Below are 21,764 nucleotides of genomic sequence, written 5' to 3' on the forward strand. Positions count from 1 at the left end.
AACCCGAAAGGCACGGAGGGTAGGATGATGACGATACGTCACTCGGCAGCTCTGCTCGCGCTCATGATCGCCGCAGCTCCCGTGGCGGGGCAGTCCCTGCCGCCGGACGAGGAGGGCGCGCGCGCGCGCCTGGACGCTTCGCCGCGGCACGGCGAGTGGATCGACTATGACGCTGGCGGAGGCGATATGGTACGGGCGTGGGTCACGTACCCCGAGCGCAGCGACGCCGCGCCGGTCGTCGTCGTGATCCACGAGATATACGGCCTCACGGACTGGATCCGCTCGGTCGCGGACCAGCTCTCGGCGGATGGCTTCATCGCGATCGCGCCGGACCTTCTCACAGGTACCGGACCTGGTGGTGGCGGCTCGGAGTCGATGGACCGCCAAGAGAGCGTGGCCGCCGTGCGCTCGCTCGACGTCACGGACGTGAACCGCCGCCTGCACGGTGCCGCGTCTTACGCGACGAGCCTCCCAGCGGCGAGCGACGCTGTCGGGGTGGTCGGGTACTGCTGGGGAGGCGGCCGAAGCTTCGGCTTCGCGATCGACTTCGCCGATCTCGACGCCGCCGTCGTATACTACGGCAGCTCCCCAGACGACGGATATGAAACGATTGGGGCGCCGGTGCTCGGATTGTACGGCGGGAACGACAACCGGGTGAATTCCACGATCCCCAGGGCGGAAGAAGCGATGCGCGCGCTCGGAAAGTCGTTCGAGTCACGCATTTTCGACGGAGCGGGGCACGGTTTCCTGCGCAACCAGCCCGGGCAAGAGGGGGCCAACCAACGCGCGACCGAACGCGCCTGGCCGCTGACGATCGAGTTCTTCCGGGAGCACCTCGGCTCGTGACCCTACCGCTGGTCGTGCTCGCCGGCGGCCTGTCCACGCGCTACGGGCGTTTGAAGCAGCTTGACCCTTTGGGCCCCAACGGTGAAACGATCATGGACTACAACGTCTTCGACGCCGTCCGTGCCGGATTCGCCCGAATGATCTTCGTCGTGCGGCCGGAGATCGAGGAAGCAGTCCGCGACCATGTGTCCAAGGTCGTGGGCGGCAATGTCCCCTTGGACTTCGTCCACCAGGACCTCGACGAGCTGCCCGAGGGGTTCCGGGCACCTCCCGATCGCATACGGCCGTGGGGTACGGGCCACGCCGTGTTGTGCGCGTCGAAGCTCATCGACAGACCCTTCGCGGTGTGCAACTCCGACGACCTCTATGGCCCCGGCGCGTTCTCGATGATGTACCAGCATCTGTCCCAGGATCCGGTGCCCACAGAGGCGGCGTTGGTAGGGTACACGCTCGATCACACCCTGTCGGGACATGCTGGCGTCGCTCGGGGGGTCTGCGTCCTGAGTCGGGACGGGCTGCTATCGCGCATCTCCGAGGTACGTGAGATCCGCCGCATCGATGGCTGGATCACTGGCATGTACACCGATGGCAGCACGCTCGAGCTTTCCGGCGACGAGATCGTGTCCATGAATTTGTGGGGCTTCACCGCGCCCGTGATCGATCACATGCGGAGACAGTTCACTCGCTTCCTCGGTCGCTGGGGCGCGGACACGGACCGCGAGTTCTTCCTTTCGACCGCGGTGAACAACCAGATCCAGATCGGCGCGTCACAGGTCTACGTTTTGCACGCCCCGGATTCATGGTTCGGCGTGACGCATGCTGAGGATCGTAGCCGTGCGCTGGAGACTTTGCGCCAACGCGTCGACGAGGGCGCGTATCCGGCTAGCCTAGCCCAGGGCTTTTCCGCGATGGGCGATTAGCCGCCGATCACCCTTCTAGATGCAGCTCACCTCACTGGATTGGTCCGTCATCGCGGCCTACGGCGTCATCGCGCTGACCGTAGGCCTCTACTTCGCGCGCCGAGCCGGGAGCCAGACCGACCAGTTCTTTCTGGGTGGCCGCTCAATGCCGTGGTGGCTGCTGGGTACGTCGATGGTGGCGACGACCTTCTCCACGGACACGCCCAACCTCGTCACCGACCTGGTTCGTACCGGAGGCGTCAGCCAGAACTGGCTCTGGTGGGCATTCCTGATCACAGGGATGTGCACCGTCTTTTTCTACGCTCAGCTCTGGCGCCGCTCCGGAGTCCTGACCGATATCGGCTTCTACGAGCTCCGTTACTCGGGCCGACCGGCCGCGTTCTTGAGAGGATTCCGGGCCATCTACCTCGGCGTCTTCTTCAACGTGATGATCATGGCGACCGTGACGCTCGCCGCGATCAAGATCGGCGGCGTGGTGCTCGGGGCGTCGAAGTACGAGGTCGTGCTGGTCGCGTGCACTGTGACCGCCTTGTACTCGGCGACGTCTGGCTTCTGGGGCGTCGTCGTGACCGATCTTCTGCTCTTCGCCATAGCGATGATCGGCTCGTTCGCCGCGGCGTACTACGCGGTCATCCAACCAGACGTGGGAGGACTCTCCGGTCTGTTCGCGAACCCGGCGCTCGAGGGCAAACTCGGACTGCTCCCCGATTTCACCGACATGAGGACCGCTACCGCCGTTTTCATCGTGCCGATCGCCGTCCAGTGGTGGAGCACCTGGTATCCCGGCGCAGAGCCCGGAGGCGGTGGCTACGTCGCCCAGCGCATGCTCGCAGCGAAGGACGAGTCCCACGCGCTCAAAGCGGCCCTTTGGTTCAACATCGCGCACTACGCGCTGCGACCGTGGCCGTGGATCGTGGTCGCGCTCGCATCGCTCATCATGTATCCGACGCTCGAGTCGATCCAAGCGGCGTTTCCGCTGGTCGATCCGTCGATCGTCCGCCACGACCTCGCGTACCCTGCGATGCTCGTCTTCTTGCCATCCGGGCTGCTCGGTTTGGTCGTGGCCTCGTTGGCGGCGGCGTACATGTCGACGATCAGCACGCACCTCAACTGGGGGGCGTCGTACATCGTCGACGACTGCTACCGGAGATTCGTCGCCCCCGCCAAGGACGAGCGGCACTACGTGCAAGTCGGGCGTGCCGCGACGGTGGGGCTGATCGTGCTCGCGGGCATCGTATCGCTGTGGCTCGAGAACGCGCTCCAGGCGTTCCAGATCCTGCTACAGATCGGAGCGGGAACTGGGCTGGTTTTCCTGCTGCGCTGGTTCTGGTGGCGCATCAACGTGTGGAGCGAGCTGTCGGCGATGGTGCTCTCGTTCCTCGTCGCGATCTACTTCCAGTTCGGACACGAAGCGCTCGGATTCGAGCCTGTGGACCCATCGCTTCAACTCGTGCTCGGCGTGCTCGTCACTTCGGTGGGCTGGGTGACCGTGACGTTTCTCACCCCTCCGGCACAGCCGGACACTCTGCGGACTTTCCACGAGCTGATCAAGCCGATGGGCCCGGGTTGGCGAGGAGCTGGCCTCGGACTGGAGCCGGACCGCGACGCCCAGGGCCCGAGTGCGGCCTTCCTCGCCTGGTTCCTGGCGTGCGTCGTGGTGTACGGCGCACTGTGTGGGACGGGGTACGCGCTGTACGGCCAGGTAGGTCTATCGACCGTCTGCTTCGGTGCCGCTGCCGCCGCGGCCGTGGGGCTTTTCAAGACACTCCCGCGTGTGGGTGTGCGCTGATCGCGGCTACACCCGCTCGGGGGCGACCCACCAGTAACGAAACGCGATCGGGATAAGTCGGGCTAACAAGAGCACGAAGAATACCAGCGCGACAGCTCCGGTCGCCGCGAACAGCACGCCGTTCCACGCCGCCAGCCATGTGGGCGGCACGTATGTCTCACCTGGTGAAAAGCCGGCGCGACTCACTCCGGTGATCACGCCGGAAACGTGGAGCCACACTACGAGCGCAGCGACACCCAGGTTGAGTCCCACAACGATCCGCTTCACGCCCCGCGTGTGCAGCACGCTGGCGGCAAGCTCACCCTCTCGCGCCTGCAGGTGTTCACCGAGGATCCAGATGATCGCCCCGAGCAGGATCATGGTGTCGATCCCGATCGTGGCGCCCATCGCGTGCCCAGTCACGACGTAGGTGCCGTGGATGATCGCATTGAGCGGCGGAATCGAGATCAATACCGCCGACAACAGGATGAAGACCGTCCAGTACTTCGATGCGGCGAAGCTGCCTCGCGCGGCGCAGAAAGCCTGCTCGTCAGTCACGTTCACGAGCTTCCACAACTCGTATACGGCGCGGCACAGGATCGTGATCTCCAACATGCTCACCACGAAGGAGATCCACTTGACGATGTGATCCTGCGGCAGATGGTACGAGTGGTGTGCGAAGTTCGTGAACGCATTCAGCAGCCCTACGGCGAAGAGTGCATACGCGAGCCTGGAATGACCGTACCGGGGGTCTCGGCTGATGCGCTCGCCGATGTAGATGACCGCGCCGTAGACGAAGAGGTTGAAGCTCCCGACCAGGGTGCCGGTCGCCTTCCACTGCACCTGGAGATCCTGCACCGGGTTCCTGAAGAAGCTCGGTAGTAGATAGAGGTGCTGCTCCACGAACGTGACGATGAAGAGGAGCATGCCGACGCCCCACATCGTCAGGTAGAGCGGCCTTTCGAAGAAGTCAGGGCCCGCCACCCGGAAGAAGTTCCATACGTAGCAGATCCACCCGAGCAGGATGAACACGCTGAAGACCGGGTGGAAGCCCACGTACTCGCGACCCGACCCGATCCCCATCGCCAGCGTAACCAGGATCCCCGTACCCGCGATCGCCCACGACCCGACCTGGATGCGTAGTCTCCAGCGATCACCAGCCGTCGCCACTCCCCCGTGATCCTGAAGCCAGCGATGCACCACGGCCACGCCCCCGAGAAAGATCCACGCAGACGCGAACGCCGTGTGAATGGGCCGAAGCTGACGGAGATCGAGCCCGATCGATTGGAACGAAGGAGCGAGCGCGGGCACCGAATACAAGGCGCCCAGAATGCCACCCAACAGGGTGATACTCATCGCGATCAGGCCGCCGCGGATGAACATGACCGTCGCGAACTGCCGAACAGGATCGGCCTCGTTGAACGGTAGCCAGAAGCCCCCGGCTGCCCTCACCGGTACTCCCACCACGGAAGTCGCGACCAGTCGACCGTTGCAAGCGACTGCCGACGTTCGGTCTCCGACCGGAGCGCGTCGCGATCGCTGTTGAGCCAACGAAAATACTCGATCACTTGCTGCCGCTGGGTCTCCGAGAAGGCCGGAACCGGCGGGGGCATGCCCTTCTCAGGGCGCCCGCTCGTCAGCACCTCGTGTAGCGCTGCCTCATCGAGGCCGTCGACGACCGTGGAAAGGTCCGGCGCGCCAACGATCGATACTTGGAAGGGGAAGTGACACGCGCTACATGCACCGGAGCGGAACGCCTCGAACCCGGCCGCCACGCCGGGCGGCGATGAGGCGTCGACGACTGCCGCCTCGAATGCGGCCTGCGGACTCGTCCCCTCGTTGGGGTTCCCGAGTCGGAGCTCACCACGCCCGATCTCGGCACGATCGAGCTCTTGCAGGAATGCTCGCATCGCAGCGATCTGTGCCTGGTCGAAGTGCAACGCCGGCATCTGACCACTACCCACAGTCAGAAGCGAAGCGAGCCGCGTCTCATCGACGCGGCTCGCGGAATTCGTGAGGTCTGGGCCGAGGAATCCCCCCTGGCCCCAGAGTTGGTGGCAGACTTGACACGCCTTCTCATGAAAGAGTCGACGCCCTTCGATCGCTTTCTCGGACAGCTGGAGGTCCACGTCGTCCGAATACACCAAGCCCGTCTGGACGGCGAAACACGCCACCAGCACGCCGAGCATGATTTTCTTGGACGAGGGACCGAGCACAGAACCGGAGTTGCGAGCGGGAATGGGCCAGAGGGCTGAAGAAAGGGGACGGGGCCTACCGTCGTCAAGCTCCCGCGGACACTACAGAATGCCTACCGAAGCTCCTGCCGACGGCACCGCGACGAAGAGACGATCGTCGATGCGATCGCCCATCCCACGGGGCTCGAAGTACTGCTCGACGAGCGCCTCGAGAACGGCATCCACCGTACCCCGATCAGCTAGCGCGACGATGCAGCCACCGAAGCCGGCACCCGTGAGCCGAGCCCCCGCGCAACCTCCCTCCCGCGCGATGGCCACCAGTTCGTCGAGCTCCCGAGAGCTCACCTGGTAGTCGGTGCGCAGGCTGCCATGGGAAGCGTCCATCAGCGTGCCGAACCCGGCAAGGTCCGCGTTCAACAGGCAGTCGGCTGCCTGGTCGACCCGACCGGCCTCGGACACGACATGGCGGAAGCGTCTCAGTAGGCGCCCTTGAAGCGCGTCTTTCGCCATGCTGATCGCTTCAGCAGCTCCGATAAGCCGGAGCAGGTCCGGATAGCCGCGAGGCGTAGTGGGAAGCCGATCACGCTCCAAGGCGAATTGTACCACGGCATCGAGGGCCTTTTCGCACTCGGAGCGTCGCTGGTTGTACGCAGCCTGCGCTCGACCCGATTTCTCAACTCGGACTCCCGTGTCTGCGACTACGAAGCACCAGTCTTCGGGCACCGCGAGGTGACGCATTCCGAGAGGGTTGAATGTGATGCGAGCCGCGTGGCCGGCCCGAGCCCCGAATCCGATGGCATGATCCATGCCTCCGCCGCGCGTGCCCGTGTACTGCTCGGCCTCGGCCATGAGCTCAGCAAATTCCGCGGGGGCGAGGGAGACTTCGTTCGCATGCGCGAGCGCGAGGCCAACCGCGTTCACCAGCGCTGTCGAGGATGATAGCCCCGCGGCGACCGGAACGTCCGAGGAAAGGACTCCCTCGACGCCTCGCCAGATTGCGAAGCGTCGAGCCATCTCGTTCGCCGGTGCCTGCACGTAATTGCGCCAGTCACCCGACGAGCCGGGAGCGATCGCGGGACTGATCTCGAACTCGACCGGCTCGAACTCCGGGTTCGCGTTCGTGATTCGGACCGTGCCGTCTTGCCGCGGCCGGAATACGAGCCGGGCCTCGTGTCGCATCGCCATCGGTAACACAGCGAGTCCGCAATAGTCGATGTGCTCCCCGATGAGATTCACGCGGCCGGGCGCACGCGCGACATGGGTCGGGGGGCCGCCGAAGAGCGACGAGAACAGCTCTGAGGGCGTCGGTCGGTCCTTCGTCACGCCCTCAGGATCTCGAGCTTCGGCCACTGCGCCCACCGTCCGCGAGTGAAGTCGGGCACGTCGATGGGCCGGCTGCGGTTGGCAACCGACCATTCAGTGAGAGGTGTGATCACCGATATGGCCGCGGCGTCGTACACGTTCATGTCGGTCGGCTTGCCCTCCCGCAAGCACTTCACCAATCGGTAGTCCTCGATGAAGTCCATGCCTCCGTGGCCGGCACCCTCCGACAGCGCCTCGAGGTCCTTCCAGAGTGGATGGTCGAACTCTTCTCTCAGCTCCATCCAGTCCTGCCAGCGGTGCTCCGGGCTCATGCCCTCGACGTACACGCGATGCGGATAGCCCTGAAAAAGCCCCTTCGTGCCCTGGACCATGTGGATGCGCGAGTAGGGACGCGGCAGATTCGTATCGTGGCCCAGGTAGATCGTCCGGCCCCGGACAGTCTTGATCATCGTCGTGTTCACGTCCCCGAGCATGTAGCGTTCCTGCCGCTTCGCGTGGCCCTCCGGATAGTGTGCCTCCGCCCACTCCTGTAGCCCACGTGATGGTGAGCTCATCGACACCAAATAGTCGAAGCGGTCACCACGGTTGATATCCATGACGTTCGCCACCGGGCCCAGTCCGTGGGTCGGGTACAGGTTTCCATCGCGGACCATCGCGTGCGCGCGGCGCCAGAGCCCCTCGCCCGTCTCGGAGAACTTGATCGAGCGGAGGTCGTGCAAGTAGCCACACTCCGCGTGGAGGATCTCGCCGAAAAGTCCGAGTCGGGCCATGTGGAAGACCATCATCTCGGGGCGGTCGTAGTTGCAGTTCTCCATCATCAGGCAGTGCTTCTGATACTTCTCGGCGTACTCGACCATCTTCCAGCAGTCGTCGGTACGGTACGCGGCCGGCACCTCGGTCGCCGCGTGTTTGCCGTTCTCCATGGCGGCCACGCACACCGGAACATGCCACTCCCATGGTGTGGCGGTGAACACGAGGTCGAGATCCTCTGTCTCGCACATGCGGACGAAGTCGGTCTCGTTCCGGCCATACAGGGTCGGCCGCGGGCGACCAGCCTCGGTAACCCACGACGCGACCTCAACGTTGCGGTCTTCGTCGATGTCGCACAGCGCGACGATCTCCACGCCCTCGAGGCCGAGGAAGATGCGCACGTGCGTACCCCCCATGCCGCCGACCCCCACGAAGCCGACCCGCACGACGTCCATCGGCGGTGCGGCGAAGGGGGCGGCGGGCGCAGGACCGAGGTCCGGCCGTTCCTGAATCGGTGAGGGACCGCCGGCCGCGAGGCCCGGCATCGTTCCCGTGGCGCTCAGGCCGAGGCCCGCTACGCCGAGCTTGAGAAGGTCGCGCCGCGGAAGGGAGCTGGAATCGGCGGGACGGCGGTTGCTCATGATCGTGCTAGCCCCAAGATGCGAGCCGCGTTCCCCCCCCGGATCTTGTTCTTGTCTTCCTCCGAAAGGTCGAGACCAGAGATGCCGTCGACCATCTTGTCGAGGCTCCCGATCATGTGCGGGTAGTCCGAGCCTGCGACGATGTGATCCACGCCGGCGAAGTCGATGGCCAGGTCGAGGCACCGCGTGTCGAAGTTCACCGTGTCATAGTAGAAGTTCTTGAGCAGCTCACTCGGCGGCGTCGAGCAGTGCTCGCGGCACTCGGGATAGGCCTCGAAGCCGCGATCGAAGCGCTCCGCCAAATACGGCACCGCGCCGCCGAGGTGCGCGAGCACCCACGTGATACCCGGGAAGCGCTCGACCACCCCGGAATAGACGAGCCCGGCCGCGGCGAGCGTGGTGTCGGTCAGGAAGCCGACCATCGGCATCAGCATGAACTTCTCCATGACCTCGACGCCGACGGGGTACGTCGGGTGGATGTAGATCACGGCACGCGCCTCGTTGAGCCGCTCGTAAACGGGCCAGAAGCGCTGCTCGAAGAGCGGTACGCCGCTCGCGTTCGAGAGGAGCATCACGCCTGGAAGGTCGAGCTCGCCGAGGACTCGCTCCGCTTCTCGCGCCGCCGCTTCGGGAGCGTTCATGGGTAGTGTCGCGAGCGCGGTAAACCGCTCGGAGCGCGCCCGCGCCTCTGAAGCCAGGGCGTCGTTGATGATCCGGCACAATTGCACCGCTCGCTCGGGTGTTTCGATGCTCGTCCCTGGCGCCGTGAACGTGATGACCTGCATCCGCACGCCGGCCTCGTCGAGCACCTTTTCACGGAAGTCGAGGTCGCGGTGCCCGGGTACCAGCACGTTGTAGTCACCAGGCGAATGGAGCACCGGGTTCCCGTCATCGTCGGTGGTGACCCGGAAATGACTGCCCCCGGACCGAATCGCCTCCAGGTACTCGGGCGGGAAGTAGTGGTTGTGAAAATCGACAATCATGTGTTGGTTCCCTTCTACGCGGCCGCCGGCTTACGAGCCCACATGAAGTAGACGGGCAGCCCCACGAGCACCAGCCCAAGGCCGGTAAGGCTTTCGACCGGCTGCGACGCCACCTGATTCGCGACGATCGCGAACGCCGACATCGCGAAGATCCCCGGCACCCACGGGTAGCCCCAGACCTCGTAGGCACGTGGAACGTCCCCACGGCGGCGCAGCAGGATGAGCCCGATCGCCATGAGCGCGAAGAAGATCCACTCGGTGTAGATCACCCGTGTGAAGAGCGCCCGGTAGGAACCGGTGAGCACCAGCACGCTCGACCACAAGGCCTGGAGCGCGATCGCGCGGTGAGGAGTTCGGTGCGTCTTGTGGACCTCCCCTAGCCAGCGGAAGAGTAGGCCGTCTCGCGCCATCGCGAAGTAGACCCTCGGTCCCGCCAGCACGATGCCGGAAAGAGCGCCGAAGCTGGAGAAAACCACCAACATTGACATCGCCACACCGCCCCCGCGGCCGAAGACCGCGTCGGCGGCATCCGCAGCGACCCGATCGGACGAGGCGACCGTCGCCATCGGCAATACGTAGAGGTACACCGCGTTGAGGAGGACATAACATGCTGTGACGACGAGCGTTCCGATCATCAGAGCTCGTGGAATCGTGGTTCGCGGATCCTTGGTCTCTTCGGCGTTGTAGGTGACCATATGCCACCCACCGAACGCGAATAGGCCCGCCACGAGCGCGCGCCCGAACTCTCCGACGCCGAAGGACCCCGGCTCTGTCGGCGCGGGGCTGCTCACTGCCACCGTGTGCGCGTCCCCCCCGAACGCGAAGCCGAGAACGACGATCGCACCGATCGCGACGAGCTTCCCGGCAGTGATCACCGTCTGCAGTACGCTGCCGTGCTTCACGCCCACATAGTTGACTATGCTCAGGATCACGATGGCGGCGATGGCGACGGACTTCTGACCGAGGTCGTTCAACTCGACGAGGAAGCCGAGGTAACGAGCGCACACCACCGCGATCGCCGCGATGATGCCGGAGTGCATCGTCCAGAACATCGCCCAGCCCCACAGGAATCCGAGCGCCGGGGAGAAAGCCTCCCGCAAGTACACGTATACGCCACCCGCCTCGGGGTAGCTGCTCGCGAGCTCCGCACATACCAGGGCTCCGAACATTGTGAGCACGCCTGCGACGAGCCACACCGCGAAGATGCCGAGCGTCGTGGGGACCTGCCCGGTTACTTCAGATGGCTGAACGAAGATCGACGCGCCGATGATGGTGCCGACCACCATCGCGGTCGCTTGGCTGAGTCCTATCGCGCGGCGGAGACCTCCGACGCCGTCCTCCGAGGTCCGGCTCAACGCCCCCTGCGAGTCCAGACCACGATCGCTCCACATCCAGTCTGGAGGTTGTTGCTGTAGTTGAACTCCGCCGGGATGGATGCCGTCCCCTTGTAGAATTCGACCGCTTCGATGTCGAACGTAATGATATCGTTCAGGCCGAGATCGGGGTCGAGTCTATAGAGTCTGCCGTCCATGAAGACCATTGGCGTGCAGGGACGACCCCTGATGACCAGGCTGCGGCCGGCGTCCGTCAGCCGCACGCCCGCAAGCCCCTCGAGCAACTGCGGTAGCCGAGTCGCCCCGCTCCGCTCGATGTCCGTGCGCAGCAGGAACGTCCCGAAACCCATGTTCATGCGCCGGACGAGCCCTTCCATATCGTTGTAGAACTTCCGAGGCTCGACGGTGACGGTGAGGCCCTCCAACTCCATTGCCTGCTCGGACAGCTCGATCGCGACGTTCTGGGTAAGGCCACCGGCGACATGCAGCGGCAGTTCCCGATCGGAATAAGCGAGGTGCCGAACGTCGATCACATACACGCCGTAGGGAACCTCGTCGAGCGTGAACATCCCACGGTCGTTGGTCAGCGTGCTGATGCCCTCGTCACGGATCGTCAGCTCGGCGTTTGCGATCCCTCGACCGGTTGTGCGGTCGACGACGCGTCCGGTGATGAACCCCGGCTGTGATGGGTCGGACACTTCGATGAGGAGGTGTTCGATGAGCAAGGTCCCGGACTCGATGCCGACCGTGCGCGGCTCGGACCCGCGGTCGAGGACCTCGGCGTAAAGGTCGACGGCCACCCCCCCGGGAGCGTGACAGAAAAGGAAGAACCCCTCTGCGTTGGTGAGCTCAGCGGCGGTCCCCGGATACTCGCTGCCTGGGACCTGCCACATGATCACTACCGTCGCCTTGTCGAGCACCACACCGGTCGACGCGTCTCGCACCGTACCGGCGAGCACTCCTTCGCTGCGCTCGTCGACCTCCCCGCACACCTGCGCGATGGCCAGGCCTACCTCTCCCTCCGACTGCGCGGCGGCGGGAAAGGCGCTGACGCCCACGAGAAGCGCCGCGCACAGAGTCCTCGCACAGCATCGAAGGTGGAAGCGCGTCATGGAGGTGCAGCGCGTCGACCACCCATCCCATCAATCCTCGAGCAGAGGGGGGTTCTTGGAGTCCTTCACGCCAAGCGCTACTCCGGTGCCGATACCGGCGCCGATCGCGATCGCGGTCCCGGCACCCACGATTGGGAGAATCGCTACGATCGGTGCCGCCACGATCATCGCGCCCACGCCCGCGAACAGCCCAATCGCCGGCTTCTCGACCAGGCTAGTGTAGCGGAGCCGCTGGCCGACGAATTTCCGCGACTTGATATGCCCGTATACGCCGGTGGCACCAGCGATTCCGGCAGCTAAGAGTGCAAAGAACATAGTGTCCCCCCGAGGGATGAGTTGTCTCTTCCACTACGAAGCAGGGGGCGTCGGTGTTCCCACCCCCACGGCTGCGAGAATGCGACGGCTCTGCTCGGGCACGCCTTCGATCTCCATTTCCAGGCCCGCCCGGCGCACTTGCTCGAGCATCTCCGCGAGACTGTACGCCCCGGTCAGATCGATGCGGCCGAGTCCCGAGCAGTTGAGAACGACGCGCGTAACATCGGGTTCGTCGGCCAGTCGCGCGAATAGAGCGTCCTCCAGGGCGGGGGCGGACCCGAACCAGAGCACGCCCTTCGGCTCGAGGTGCAACGTGTCTCCGTCGCGCCTCGCAGCCAATCCGGGCCGCAGCTCCCGCAACATGTGTACGGCGGTGGCCATGACCACTCCGAGCAGGACTGCCTGTTCGATGTGCGGCGCCAGAAGCAGCGTGAAAGCGAACGTGCCCCACGCGACGAACGCCTGAGGCCGCGAAAATATCCAGACACGGAGTAGCTCGCGTGGGCGGAAGAGAGTCGAGACCGCTGCGATGACGATGCCGGCGAGCACCGCAGTTGGGAGGGGAGCGAGTACACCGGCGAAGGGCAGAAAGACGAGCACACCGATGCCGGTGACAAGACCACTCCAGCGGCTACGCGCGCCAGACAGTCGGTTCAGGCTGCTACGCGAGAAGGAACCACCGACCGGAAAGCCGCCGGCGAGTCCGGCGGCCAGGTTCGCGGCGCCCTGACTGAGGAACTCCCGGTTCGCGTCCCAACGCTCCCGATCCTCGCTCGCAAAGAGCCGTGAGATGGAGGCCGCCTCGGCGAAGCCCACCAGCGCGATGACAGCCCCGGGTACCAGCAGCACGGGGAGCCGACTCCACGGTAGCTCCAGCGTGAACATGGGCATGCCGGCGGAGATGTCGCCGACCGTCGAGCCTGCGTATCCGGCAACGATCGAGAAGACGAACCCGCCTGTGACCGCGAGCAGACCACCGGGAACGCGGGGTTGAACCACTCGAGCCCCGAGCACCAGTACTACCGTGACCGCGGTGAGACCGATCGACGCCGCCTCCCAGGACCCAGGATGCCCGAGCGCCCAAACCGCCCGACCCAGGACGCTTCCTTCCGGAGCGGCCGACCCGAGCGCTCCCGGTAGCTGCGCCGAAACGATCAGAATCGCCGCGGCCGACGTGAAGCCGCTCAGCATCGGTCGGGACATCAGGTAGCTGAGCCAACCCGCCTTCAAGAGGCCGACCAGAATGCGGACGACCCCCACCACCAAGGCGAGCAGCGCGGCGAGTCCCACGAACTCGGCGCTGCCCGCTTCAGCGAGTGGGAGAAGAGCCCCGAGCGTGAGCAGCGCGGTGAGAGCGACGGGACCCGTCTGCAGGTACGGAGACGACGCGAAGAACGCTGCCGCGATCGGCGCCAACGCGGCTGCGTACAAGCCGCGATGGCTCGGCATTCCTGCGAGTTCAGCGTATGCTATCGACTGCGGGATGAGCACCAGGGCAACCCCCAGCCCGGCGAACACGTCCCTCGAGGAAAAGCGATGCCCGGGTTCCGAACGGAGTTGCGTCTTCATGATCCGACGTCGGCGGTCGTTTCGACCCGTTCGCAGTCGAGCGGATCGAAGCCCTCGGCCGCCAATTGCTGCAGGAGCTCCGAAGTTCGCCGAGCGCGCTTCGCCAGGAAGTCACTCGTAGCGCCCCAAAGATCGGTGCGGCCCGCATGCATTTGGCCCTGACGTCGTGCCTCAGCCGCGAGCGCCAGCAGAACACCCGCCGGCTCCTGGCTGAGAAGGCTCGCCAGAGCGTACCGTCGTTCCCCCGCGCGAAGCCCGAGATCGAGCACCCCCGCGATCGACGCCAGGTCGGCGCGCGTGAGTATCGTCCCGGTTCGCACCGTCGCGAGTAGCCCGCCCAAGAACGCGTCACCCCCCTCCTCTCGGGGGTCGGGCAGCCCCGGAGCCTCGCGCAGATGGAGCGGGAGGTACTCGGGGTGTCCCGCGCGTCCGGCTTCGGCCGCGAAGAGCTGCGACAGCAGCTCGGCCCACGACGAGTAGAAGCCGGACGCCAGCTCCTGAACCCGCGCGAGGTAATGGGGAAGCCAGGGACCGATGTGCTCGTGCAGCAGCGCTGCCCTGCTCTGCTCCAGCAGAGCATCTTGCGCGCCTTCAAGTCCCTCCTCCTCGGAGAGAGAAGCGTAGAGAGCCAACAACGCGCACAGGTGATCGGGCTCCGCGGGCGGCGTGCGACCCAGCGCGCTCCAGAATCCAGCCACCCGCTGGCGCGCGTCACCCCCCATCATTCCCTCGGCCCCGACATGCACCGAGGCGTAGGGGTAGAGCTGAAACAGGAACACGTCGCCGTACTCCGAGACCGTGGGCGCCTCCGCAATGCCCAGCGCGTTCGCCACCGTGGCGTGCGTGGGGCCCGGAGACTCCGCGAGCACGGTGAGCGCCCTCAAGAGCTCGACGGGCGTCGAAGACGGAATCTCGTTCACGCCGGGCTTCAGACCGCCGTGGGTTCGGTTTCCTTGGGCAGCTCGTACGCAGCGCGCTCCGGTCGCACCGGGCGCAGCATCCACCACGGTCGACGCGTGCCGTCCGGAGAGTGCTGGTCCGCGGACCGAGTCAGCTCGAGCCACTTCTCATACGCGGCACGCGACTTGGCCGTGTCGACGGAAACGTCACCCTGGGCATCCCCAGACTGCGCGGGGAGGACCCGCACCGCCTGGTGCCAGCAGTGCTGGCCGGAGATCGGGTCTGGGTGCACCGCGTGGGTGAGGTTCTGATGGACCCCCACGTCGGTCCACCAGACGCGCAGCGTGTCCGGGTCGGCGGACGAGAAGGCGCCCCCCGTTTTCTTGGGTTTGAGCTCCCACTCGGTACCCTGCTGATCCAATGCGACCGTCGTCGTGCCGAGGCGAGGACCCTCATGGCCTTCGGGTTTCCAGCGGCCCATGTGGTGGCTGCACGCCACGACCCCCGGTCGAATTCCCTCGGTGATCCATGCCTTGAGCACGAAATAGCCGATCTCGGTCTCGACACGCACCAGGTCGCCGGTCCTCTCCACACGCAGCCGAGAAGCGTCCGTCGGGTGGATCCAGAGCGGGTTCGTGTGCGCGATCTCGGCGAGCCACTTCGCGTTGGTGCTGCGGGTGTGGATCTGCACGGGCACGCGGAACGTGCTGATCAGCGGCATCTGGTCGGTGTCCAGATTCTGCCGATGGATGTGGCTCTTGATGTACGTCGGGATCGCGAGCTCGGGCCATCCCCACTCGGCCAACGTGCGAGACCAGAATTCCAGCTTGCCGCTCGGCGTGGGCCACCCACGCAGGATCTCACCGTCGACACGAACGCCGACTCGGCGACGCCCGTCTGCGTCCGGATCGATCTTGGTCCCGCCCGGAGCCTTTGGGCTCGGCGGCGTCGGTGCACGCGTATACACACGACCCATCTCGTCGACGCGAACGTCGTCGAGCTCCGAGTCCGGGATCGGCTGCTCGTACACTTTCCCTATCTTGCTCGCGACCTCGAAGGCCCCGTAGCGGCGCATGTACTCCAGAGGCGTGATGCCCTCGGTAGCCGCCGCCTCGGGCAGGCCGGGCACCGAATTTTCGAAGATCCAAGCGTAGTACTCGTCGACCGTCATCTTCTCACCGGGGTTCTTCCTGGACTCGAAGAACTCCCGGATGCCCAGTGAACCATCGGGATCGATTCGCCAGGTCAGCTCGATCCAGAACTCGTTCTCCTCCCAGACCTCTCCCGGGTTGACCTGCCGGGTATCGGTGATCTCCTCACCGAGCCGCTCGCGCGCGGCGCGCAGTACAGGCTGGCGGAAGCCGATCCACTGCCCGTCGTACTGCTCGTACGATGTCAGGTCGTGCCGCTCCGAGGAGTGCCCCATCGGTAGCACGTAGTCGGCAAAGTACGCGGTCTCGTTCCAGGTCGGCGTCAGCGCGATGTGCAGGCCGATCTTGCTCTCGTCGGTGAGCATCTCGATCCACGAGAAGCCGTCGGGGTTGGTCCAAACCGGGTTGTAGACGCGGGTGAAGTACACGTCCACGTAGGCGTTCTGGTCGCGCATGAGGTGCGGCATCAGGAACGACATCTCCATGAGCGCGAGCGGATACTCGCGTGGCCAGAGCACCTCGTTCCAGCGACGCGGGTGTTGGTGCGGCAGGCGGGGCGGCTTGGGCGTGAACTTGTTCCACGAATTGGGGAAGGTGCCGCCTTCGGTCGCGAGCGCACCGAGCAGCGCGTTGAGCAACATCAGCGTCCGCGCGACCTGCCAGCCCCCCAGGTTACCCGCGGCGGCACTGCGCCAGCTGTGCGTCGCGAGCCGCGTGCCCGCGGTGGACACGAGCTCGGCAACCTCGCGCAGAGCATCCGCGTCCAGGCCGGACTCTCCGGCGGCGAAATCGAAGGTGTACTCGGAATAGGTCTCGCGCAGGACCTGCTCGAAGCGCTCGAAGGTCACGCCCTCTTCTCCCTTCACCGCTTCCATGTACTCTTGCCAGTTCCACCATCGCCGCACGAAGTCGCGGTCGTACTTGCCCTCCTGGATCATCCAGTTGGCGATGGAGAGGAAGATCGCGGCCTCCGACCCCGGGTACGGGCTGAGCCAATGATCCGCGTGCGTCGCCGTGTTCGAGAGCCGCGTATCGAAAACGATGAGCTTCGCGCCGTTCTTCTTGCCCTCCATGATGCGCTGCGCGTGCGGGTTGAAGTAGTGGCCCGTCTCGAGGTGGCTGCTGACGAGCACGATGACTTTGGCGTTGGCGTGGTCCGGACTCGGCCGGTCCATGCCCATCCACCAGTGGTACCCCGCGCGCGCGCCACTCGAACACACATTCGTATGCGAGTTATGGCCATCCACAGCCCACGCCGACAGCATGCGCTCGGTGTAGCCGTCCTCACCGGAGCGCCCGACGTGGTACATCACCTGTTCGTGCCGCTCCTCCACCATCGCGGCACGGATGCGCGCCGCGATGTCGTCGAGCGCGTCGTCCCACGAGACCCGCTCCCACTTCCCCTCCCCGCGCGCGCCCGCCCGCTTGAGCGGATAGAGGATGCGGTCCGGGTCGGTGATCTGGTTGATCGTCGCCGGTCCCTTGGCGCAGTTGCGGCCCCTCGAACCAGGGTGCTCCGGATTCCCCTCGAACTTGCGGACCTGGAGGGTGTCCCGATCGACGTACGCAAGCAGTCCACAAGCGGACTCGCAGTTGAAGCACGTCGTCGGAACGAGCATGTACCGCTTCTCGACTCGCTTCGGCCACGACTTCGAGTCCAGCTCGACCCAATCGTTCCAACGCTCCTTGGGTGGATACGAAGCGAGGTGGATGCGGCTCGCACCCGGATAGAATGTCTCCCCGCGGCTCTCTACTTCGGCCCTGGCCGCCGAGACACGGAGGTTGAGTTCGTTGAGATCGGTCAAGCCAACGGTACCGATTGGCCCGCCTGAATAAAGGCGTGCTCGTAGAGAAGGATGGCTGCCAGCCCGGACAGAGCGGCGATGACTGGGGCCGAGAACGCGAAAACGAGCGCAAGCACGACGAGCGCGAGGCCGACCCAATAGAAGTGGGCGTAGGCACCGACGGTCATGTTCTTCGCGGCGAGCGTCGCGTGCGCGGTCGGGTGGGGCACCGTCGCCTCGCCGAGGACCATGAGCAGGTGCCCGGCCAAGGACAGTCGGAACAGGTTGGTGATCGGATGGGCAAGCGACGGATCGCTCACGATGAGCATGAGCACTCCCGCACCCGCGACCAACGCCTGTACGAGCAGATGCACAGGCAGTAGTGGGCTCTGCCAGAGATCACGAGCCCTAGCCTGCGCGAAGAGATACGCAGTGTAGACGGCGGTCATCGCGGCGAGCGGACCGCCGACCCACCCGAGCATGGGGGTAAGATCAGCTCGCCCCAGCCAGCTCGCACCCAGATGTGCCGCGAGCAACCCGCCGTAACCCGTGATCACGAAGCCGCCGCGCACGAGCCAGCTGCGCCACTGGGGCTTGAGCAATACCATCCAGAAGCGCTCTGGGTGCTCGAGGTCCCAGACCAGCAGCGCGCCGGTGACCATCAGGCCGATCATCGCTATGATCACCGCTTGGGTGCCCCACAGCGCCGACGTGAACGGCAGCAAGCCGAGCGCACCGAGCAAGAGCGGAACGAGATACGCACCCGCCGCGATCGACTTCGTGAAGGTGTAGAGGCTGACGCGGTAGTCCCACGGGGCGCTGTGCGGGATGTCGTAGCTGAGCACGGCCGCGGCGGAGCTGTTCCAAGGCCCCGGGTGTCCTGACGGCACTTGATGGTCGACATCGCCTTGCTCGCTCCACATGAAGAGCCCTCCGTCCGGGCGGCGAGCGGCGAGCGGGTCCAGCGTGACCTGGTCTGCGCCCTTGTAGTACAGCTTCGGTCGGGTCTCCTTTTCGGGACGACGCACCGTCACCGCGTCCCGATGAATGATCTGGCTCACCGCGGAGAGCGGATCATGCATGTCCCCGACGAGAATCGCCTGCGTCGGACAGACCACGACGCACGCGGGCTCCAGACCCACATCGAGCCGATGAGCGCAGAAGTTGCACTTCTCCGCCGATTTGTCTTCGGGGTTGATGAAGATCGCGTCGTAGGGGCACGCCGCGATGCACGCCTTACACCCGATGCAGATCGACTTGTCGAAGTCGACGATGCCGTCGGGACGTCGGTACATGGCAGCGGTCGGGCACGCGGTCACGCACGGCGCGTCCTCGCATTGGTTGCAGCGGGTCACCTGGAACGAGCGGTGTGCCTGCGGATAATGGCCCGTATCCACGTACTTCACGTACGTTCGTGTTACGGACAGCGGGACCTCGTTCTCCGACTTGCAAGCAGTCGTGCACGCGTGACACCCGATGCATAGGGTGTGGTCTATGACCTTCGCCCAAAGAGGCTCGGTGGTCGTGGTGGTCGTAGAGACTGCCTGTGTCGTGGGCATCCGCGCTGGGTCGGAGGATGGTCGGGAGACGCCGCCAAGCTACCTTACCGGCGAGCGAAGTTCCACTGCGGGACGTGAGATTCCGCTCCCTACCGCGTGCCGGCGGTCACTTCAAGGACCCGGTCGATCGATCCCATCACCCAGTCCGGAATCCTCTCCGTCTGGATCGCGCCTCGTCCGTCCAGGGTCAGCGCCCTGAGGACGCGGTCGAGCGCACGCTCGAGCAGGAGCTGGCTCTCCGGATCGGTACCCGCGGCTTCCAGGACCGGGTCGGCGGATAGGCGAGGTCCCCTGGCCGGCTCGTATCGGATCGACCCGGTGTGCTGCACCAGCAGCTCGTGCAGCGAGAGCGCAGCCAAAGAGAGTTCCTCGATCTGACCGTACACCTCTTCCCGGTGAGCCCTGCCCGCCGCGAAGTCGGAACGCGCGCGTGCGAGACGGAGAGATCGTAAAGCGCCGCCTACTCCCTCGGCGTCGAGTGCCCCCAGGTACGCGACCGCATGCAGACGACTCTCCCTCGTCCGCAGCTCCCGAACGAATGCATCGTACCCATACCAGGCGTCCCGAACGTCCTCGTACTCGGCGGCACTCGAGAGGTATCTCCCGTCGAGCCAGCCTGCGGGAATCACACCGGCCTGGACCTCCCTCATCAACGCTCGAGCCCCCGCCTGCATCGTCTCGACCGCACGCCGCCGCGTTGCCCGTTCGAGCGCCGGCAGCGCCCGGCCCGCGTTCACGCTCATCCCCACCCCGGGAGCCCGCGCCTCGAGCGAGGAAGGCCCTGTCCGAAGGGACGCGATCAGCGTCGCCACCAAGAGCAAAGATCCAAAGACCATCAACAGCATCGGGCCAGCGTGAAGCCCCGGCTTCGGCCGGAGATACGGGCGTTTGGGCTCGGCTGTCTTGGGAGCGAGCATCGGGGGTGTTGGTCGTTCGTTTCGGCTCAAGTCGCCTGCCCCAGGATCGACCAACGGAAAGTCAAGCGGCTGCGCAGGACGATCAGGGTCGGCGCGACGTTCCTCCTCCATCTCGGCGATGAACGCTCGGGCCGCATCCTCGGGGCTCGGTTCCGGCTCCGGTGGCACGACCGACAGACCGAGGTCCTCCTCGACCTGCAGGCCCTCCACGACCGTTCGGTACACGGGATGTGCCCTCGCGGGCGCCCACTCACCTGTGAGCGCATCGTAGATGAGATCGAGCTCCTCGATTTCTCCCGAGCTCACGAGCCTCGTGAAGGCTTCGAGGCTGCCTGGGGTCAGCTCTGCACCGTCATGCTTCCGAATCCGGAAACGCGCACCCATGGTCTGCGCTCCTCCTTCCGACACACTACCCCGCGCGACCCAAAGCCACGGCGACGACCCTGCCGAAGCGAAGGAGGGCAAGCCGCCAGTTCGTTGTGTGTTGGAAGTCCGCTCAGGTTGGACGCCGGCCAGGAAGAGCCTCTTCCCTACGCTGCCCCAGCTCGTAAGCCGGTCGGGCCGCCGCGTACCCTCCGGGAGGGACCGGAGCGGCCGGCCCTTCCTACGTGAAAGCTAGGAGGCAGGGAGTCGGTCGAGCAAGTGGCACGTTCCGAAAAAAGTTGCAGAACCCTTCGAAAGCTGTGTGTGGCCTAAGCGACCGAGCCGCTTTCCGCTTCCAACTCTCGGCACGCCCCCTCGACCTGTCGCGTCAGCGCCACGCTGAACACGTGCGCGTTTTCTCGATACCAGCTAACCCACGAAGGGTTGCGCAGGTGCTCCTTGAGTGCCGCCTGGTATGCGTCCCACATGAGGTGATCGAGGGCGCCGACCCTGTGCTGGTAGACGAGGTTGCCGAAGTGCCGGTACACCGCCGTCATGTACGCATTCCAGCGAACTCTCTCCTCCGGTGACAGCGAATCGGCATCTCGCTCCGCCCGCGCAAGAAACGCCGCGAACTCGGGGTCACGAAAGGTGGGTTCCAGCAGCCGAATGCTGTTCTGCACCATCGAGTTGAAGGAGGCCGCACGCACCGAATTGGTGTTCTGGGCCATCTGCTGCGTCAGGTATACCAAGGAGACGACGACGCCGATGGCGCCCACGAACTCTCCGATGTTTCCGAGGGATTGAAGAAGGCTCATTACGGGGGTTCAGGGGAGTAGAAGTGGTTCGTCCTCGCACGTATGCGGGGAAAGATACTTCACATACTCGAAGAGCCTAACCCCCTCCGGCCCCTGGGTCGCATCAGGCCCCGATCAGCTCATCCACCAAGAAGAGATCCGTGAGCAGCGCGCGGAAGTGGATGTTGGCATTGAGGTTATCGATGAGCTGCGAGCTTATGGACGCCTGGGCCGCCACCAGCCGGACGACCGACAGCGTGTCGGACGCGTCACGCTCTACAATGTCGAGCACTTCACCCCATGTTGAGGCGGGCTCGAGGGATTCCTCCGCCACGAGTCCACGGAGCGCCTCTGCGAGTCCATCCACGGCCCCCTCGCACTTTCCGAGAAAACTCCGCAACTGACCGCCGGTCTTCGAGCCCTGGTCGCTGGTCAGCCCCTGCGCCGCGAAGGCCAGAAAGAATTCGTAGCTCTCTTCGATAGCGTCGATACGGGACTTCACGTCGTCGCGAAGCGAGGACACGGCTACTCCTGAGG

Annotated in this window: 18 protein-coding genes; 3 read left to right on the forward strand and 15 right to left on the reverse strand. The window is 65.2% G+C overall.

Annotation, left to right across the window (positions count from 1 at the left end):
• The first annotated feature begins 24 nt into the window (after positions 1 to 24).
• Genes IIB36_13610 through IIB36_13620 form a run of 3 tightly spaced genes read left to right on the forward strand, consistent with a single transcriptional unit; the run spans position 25 to position 3,555 of the window.
• Complete coding sequence (locus IIB36_13610) at positions 25 to 846, forward strand: dienelactone hydrolase family protein (protein MCH7532776.1); 822 nt, start codon at positions 25 to 27, stop codon at positions 844 to 846.
• Positions 843 to 1,766, forward strand: a complete 924-nt coding sequence (locus IIB36_13615) for an NTP transferase domain-containing protein (GenBank protein MCH7532777.1) — start codon at positions 843 to 845, stop codon at positions 1,764 to 1,766. The genes IIB36_13610 and IIB36_13615 overlap by 4 nt, the downstream gene beginning before the upstream one ends.
• Positions 1,767 to 1,785: 19 nt before the next feature.
• Positions 1,786 to 3,555 carry a Na+:solute symporter gene (locus IIB36_13620; protein MCH7532778.1) on the forward strand — a complete coding sequence of 590 codons (1,770 nt, stop codon included), beginning with the start codon at positions 1,786 to 1,788 and terminating at the stop codon, positions 3,553 to 3,555.
• Positions 3,556 to 3,561: 6 nt separating this feature from the next.
• Here the strand turns inward: IIB36_13620 and IIB36_13625 are convergent, their stop codons facing one another.
• From IIB36_13625 to IIB36_13695, 15 genes are all read right to left on the reverse strand, one after another.
• Entirely contained in the window at positions 3,562 to 4,986 is a 1,425-nt protein-coding gene (locus IIB36_13625) for a cbb3-type cytochrome c oxidase subunit I (protein ID MCH7532779.1), read from the reverse strand.
• A complete protein-coding gene (locus IIB36_13630; protein MCH7532780.1) occupies positions 4,983 to 5,723 on the reverse strand; it encodes a cytochrome c in 741 nt (246 codons plus the stop codon). The genes IIB36_13625 and IIB36_13630 overlap by 4 nt, the downstream gene beginning before the upstream one ends.
• A gap of 108 nt (positions 5,724 to 5,831) precedes the next feature.
• The gene (gene galK, locus IIB36_13635; GenBank protein ID MCH7532781.1) at positions 5,832 to 7,052 is read right to left on the reverse strand and encodes a galactokinase; all 1,221 of its coding nucleotides are present in this window, start codon (positions 7,050 to 7,052) and stop codon (positions 5,832 to 5,834) included.
• On the reverse strand, positions 7,049 to 8,443 hold the full coding sequence (locus IIB36_13640) for a Gfo/Idh/MocA family oxidoreductase (GenBank protein ID MCH7532782.1): 1,395 nt from the start codon (positions 8,441 to 8,443) through the stop codon (positions 7,049 to 7,051). The genes galK and IIB36_13640 overlap by 4 nt, the downstream gene beginning before the upstream one ends.
• On the reverse strand, positions 8,440 to 9,426 hold the full coding sequence (locus tag IIB36_13645) for an amidohydrolase (GenBank protein ID MCH7532783.1): 987 nt from the start codon (positions 9,424 to 9,426) through the stop codon (positions 8,440 to 8,442). Before IIB36_13645 ends, IIB36_13640 begins: the two co-directional genes overlap by 4 nt.
• 14 nt (positions 9,427 to 9,440) lie before the next feature.
• Positions 9,441 to 10,781, reverse strand: coding sequence for an amino acid permease (locus IIB36_13650; protein MCH7532784.1), 1,341 nt, complete (start codon positions 10,779 to 10,781; stop codon positions 9,441 to 9,443).
• A complete protein-coding gene (locus tag IIB36_13655; protein ID MCH7532785.1) occupies positions 10,778 to 11,872 on the reverse strand; it encodes a TonB-dependent receptor in 1,095 nt (364 codons plus the stop codon). The genes IIB36_13650 and IIB36_13655 overlap by 4 nt, the downstream gene beginning before the upstream one ends.
• A 30-nt stretch (positions 11,873 to 11,902) precedes the next feature.
• The gene (locus tag IIB36_13660; protein MCH7532786.1) at positions 11,903 to 12,187 is read right to left on the reverse strand and encodes a hypothetical protein; all 285 of its coding nucleotides are present in this window, start codon (positions 12,185 to 12,187) and stop codon (positions 11,903 to 11,905) included.
• 33 nt (positions 12,188 to 12,220) lie between these two features.
• Positions 12,221 to 13,756: a SulP family inorganic anion transporter gene (locus IIB36_13665; protein MCH7532787.1), complete on the reverse strand. Its 1,536-nt coding sequence runs from the start codon at positions 13,754 to 13,756 to the stop codon at positions 12,221 to 12,223.
• The gene (locus tag IIB36_13670) at positions 13,753 to 14,676 is read right to left on the reverse strand and encodes a molecular chaperone TorD family protein (GenBank protein MCH7532788.1); all 924 of its coding nucleotides are present in this window, start codon (positions 14,674 to 14,676) and stop codon (positions 13,753 to 13,755) included. Before IIB36_13670 ends, IIB36_13665 begins: the two co-directional genes overlap by 4 nt.
• 8 nt (positions 14,677 to 14,684) lie before the next feature.
• Positions 14,685 to 17,627: a molybdopterin-dependent oxidoreductase gene (locus IIB36_13675; GenBank protein MCH7532789.1), complete on the reverse strand. Its 2,943-nt coding sequence runs from the start codon at positions 17,625 to 17,627 to the stop codon at positions 14,685 to 14,687.
• Positions 17,609 to 19,150 (reverse strand): polysulfide reductase NrfD, encoded by a 1,542-nt coding sequence (gene nrfD, locus IIB36_13680; protein MCH7532790.1) that lies wholly within the window; start codon positions 19,148 to 19,150, stop codon positions 17,609 to 17,611. The genes IIB36_13675 and nrfD overlap by 19 nt, the downstream gene beginning before the upstream one ends.
• 89 nt (positions 19,151 to 19,239) lie before the next feature.
• A complete protein-coding gene (locus IIB36_13685) occupies positions 19,240 to 20,451 on the reverse strand; it encodes a hypothetical protein (GenBank protein ID MCH7532791.1) in 1,212 nt (403 codons plus the stop codon).
• Between the two features lie 308 nt (positions 20,452 to 20,759).
• Positions 20,760 to 21,248 (reverse strand): hypothetical protein, encoded by a 489-nt coding sequence (locus IIB36_13690; GenBank protein MCH7532792.1) that lies wholly within the window; start codon positions 21,246 to 21,248, stop codon positions 20,760 to 20,762.
• 103 nt (positions 21,249 to 21,351) lie between these two features.
• Positions 21,352 to 21,750 (reverse strand): hypothetical protein, encoded by a 399-nt coding sequence (locus tag IIB36_13695; protein ID MCH7532793.1) that lies wholly within the window; start codon positions 21,748 to 21,750, stop codon positions 21,352 to 21,354.
• Positions 21,751 to 21,764 lie beyond the last annotated feature (14 nt).

It is taken from the genome of Gemmatimonadota bacterium (genome assembly GCA_022560615.1).
Taxonomy (GTDB): domain Bacteria; phylum Gemmatimonadota; class Gemmatimonadetes; order Longimicrobiales; family Gaopeijiaceae; genus UBA1138.

Coding starts and splice junctions, on each gene's coding strand:
- IIB36_13610 (MCH7532776.1), top strand. CDS start 25: ATGATGACGATACGTCACTCGGCAGCTCTGCTCGCGCTCATGATCGCC.
- IIB36_13620 (MCH7532778.1), top strand. CDS start 1,786: ATGCAGCTCACCTCACTGGATTGGTCCGTCATCGCGGCCTACGGCGTC.
- IIB36_13630 (MCH7532780.1), bottom strand. CDS start 5,723: ATGCTCGGCGTGCTGGTGGCGTGTTTCGCCGTCCAGACGGGCTTGGTG.
- IIB36_13640 (MCH7532782.1), bottom strand. CDS start 8,443: ATGAGCAACCGCCGTCCCGCCGATTCCAGCTCCCTTCCGCGGCGCGAC.
- IIB36_13645 (MCH7532783.1), bottom strand. CDS start 9,426: ATGATTGTCGATTTTCACAACCACTACTTCCCGCCCGAGTACCTGGAG.
- IIB36_13655 (MCH7532785.1), bottom strand. CDS start 11,872: ATGACGCGCTTCCACCTTCGATGCTGTGCGAGGACTCTGTGCGCGGCG.
- IIB36_13660 (MCH7532786.1), bottom strand. CDS start 12,187: ATGTTCTTTGCACTCTTAGCTGCCGGAATCGCTGGTGCCACCGGCGTA.
- IIB36_13665 (MCH7532787.1), bottom strand. CDS start 13,756: ATGAAGACGCAACTCCGTTCGGAACCCGGGCATCGCTTTTCCTCGAGG.
- nrfD (MCH7532790.1), bottom strand. CDS start 19,150: ATGCCCACGACACAGGCAGTCTCTACGACCACCACGACCACCGAGCCT.
- IIB36_13685 (MCH7532791.1), bottom strand. CDS start 20,451: ATGGGTGCGCGTTTCCGGATTCGGAAGCATGACGGTGCAGAGCTGACC.
- IIB36_13690 (MCH7532792.1), bottom strand. CDS start 21,248: ATGAGCCTTCTTCAATCCCTCGGAAACATCGGAGAGTTCGTGGGCGCC.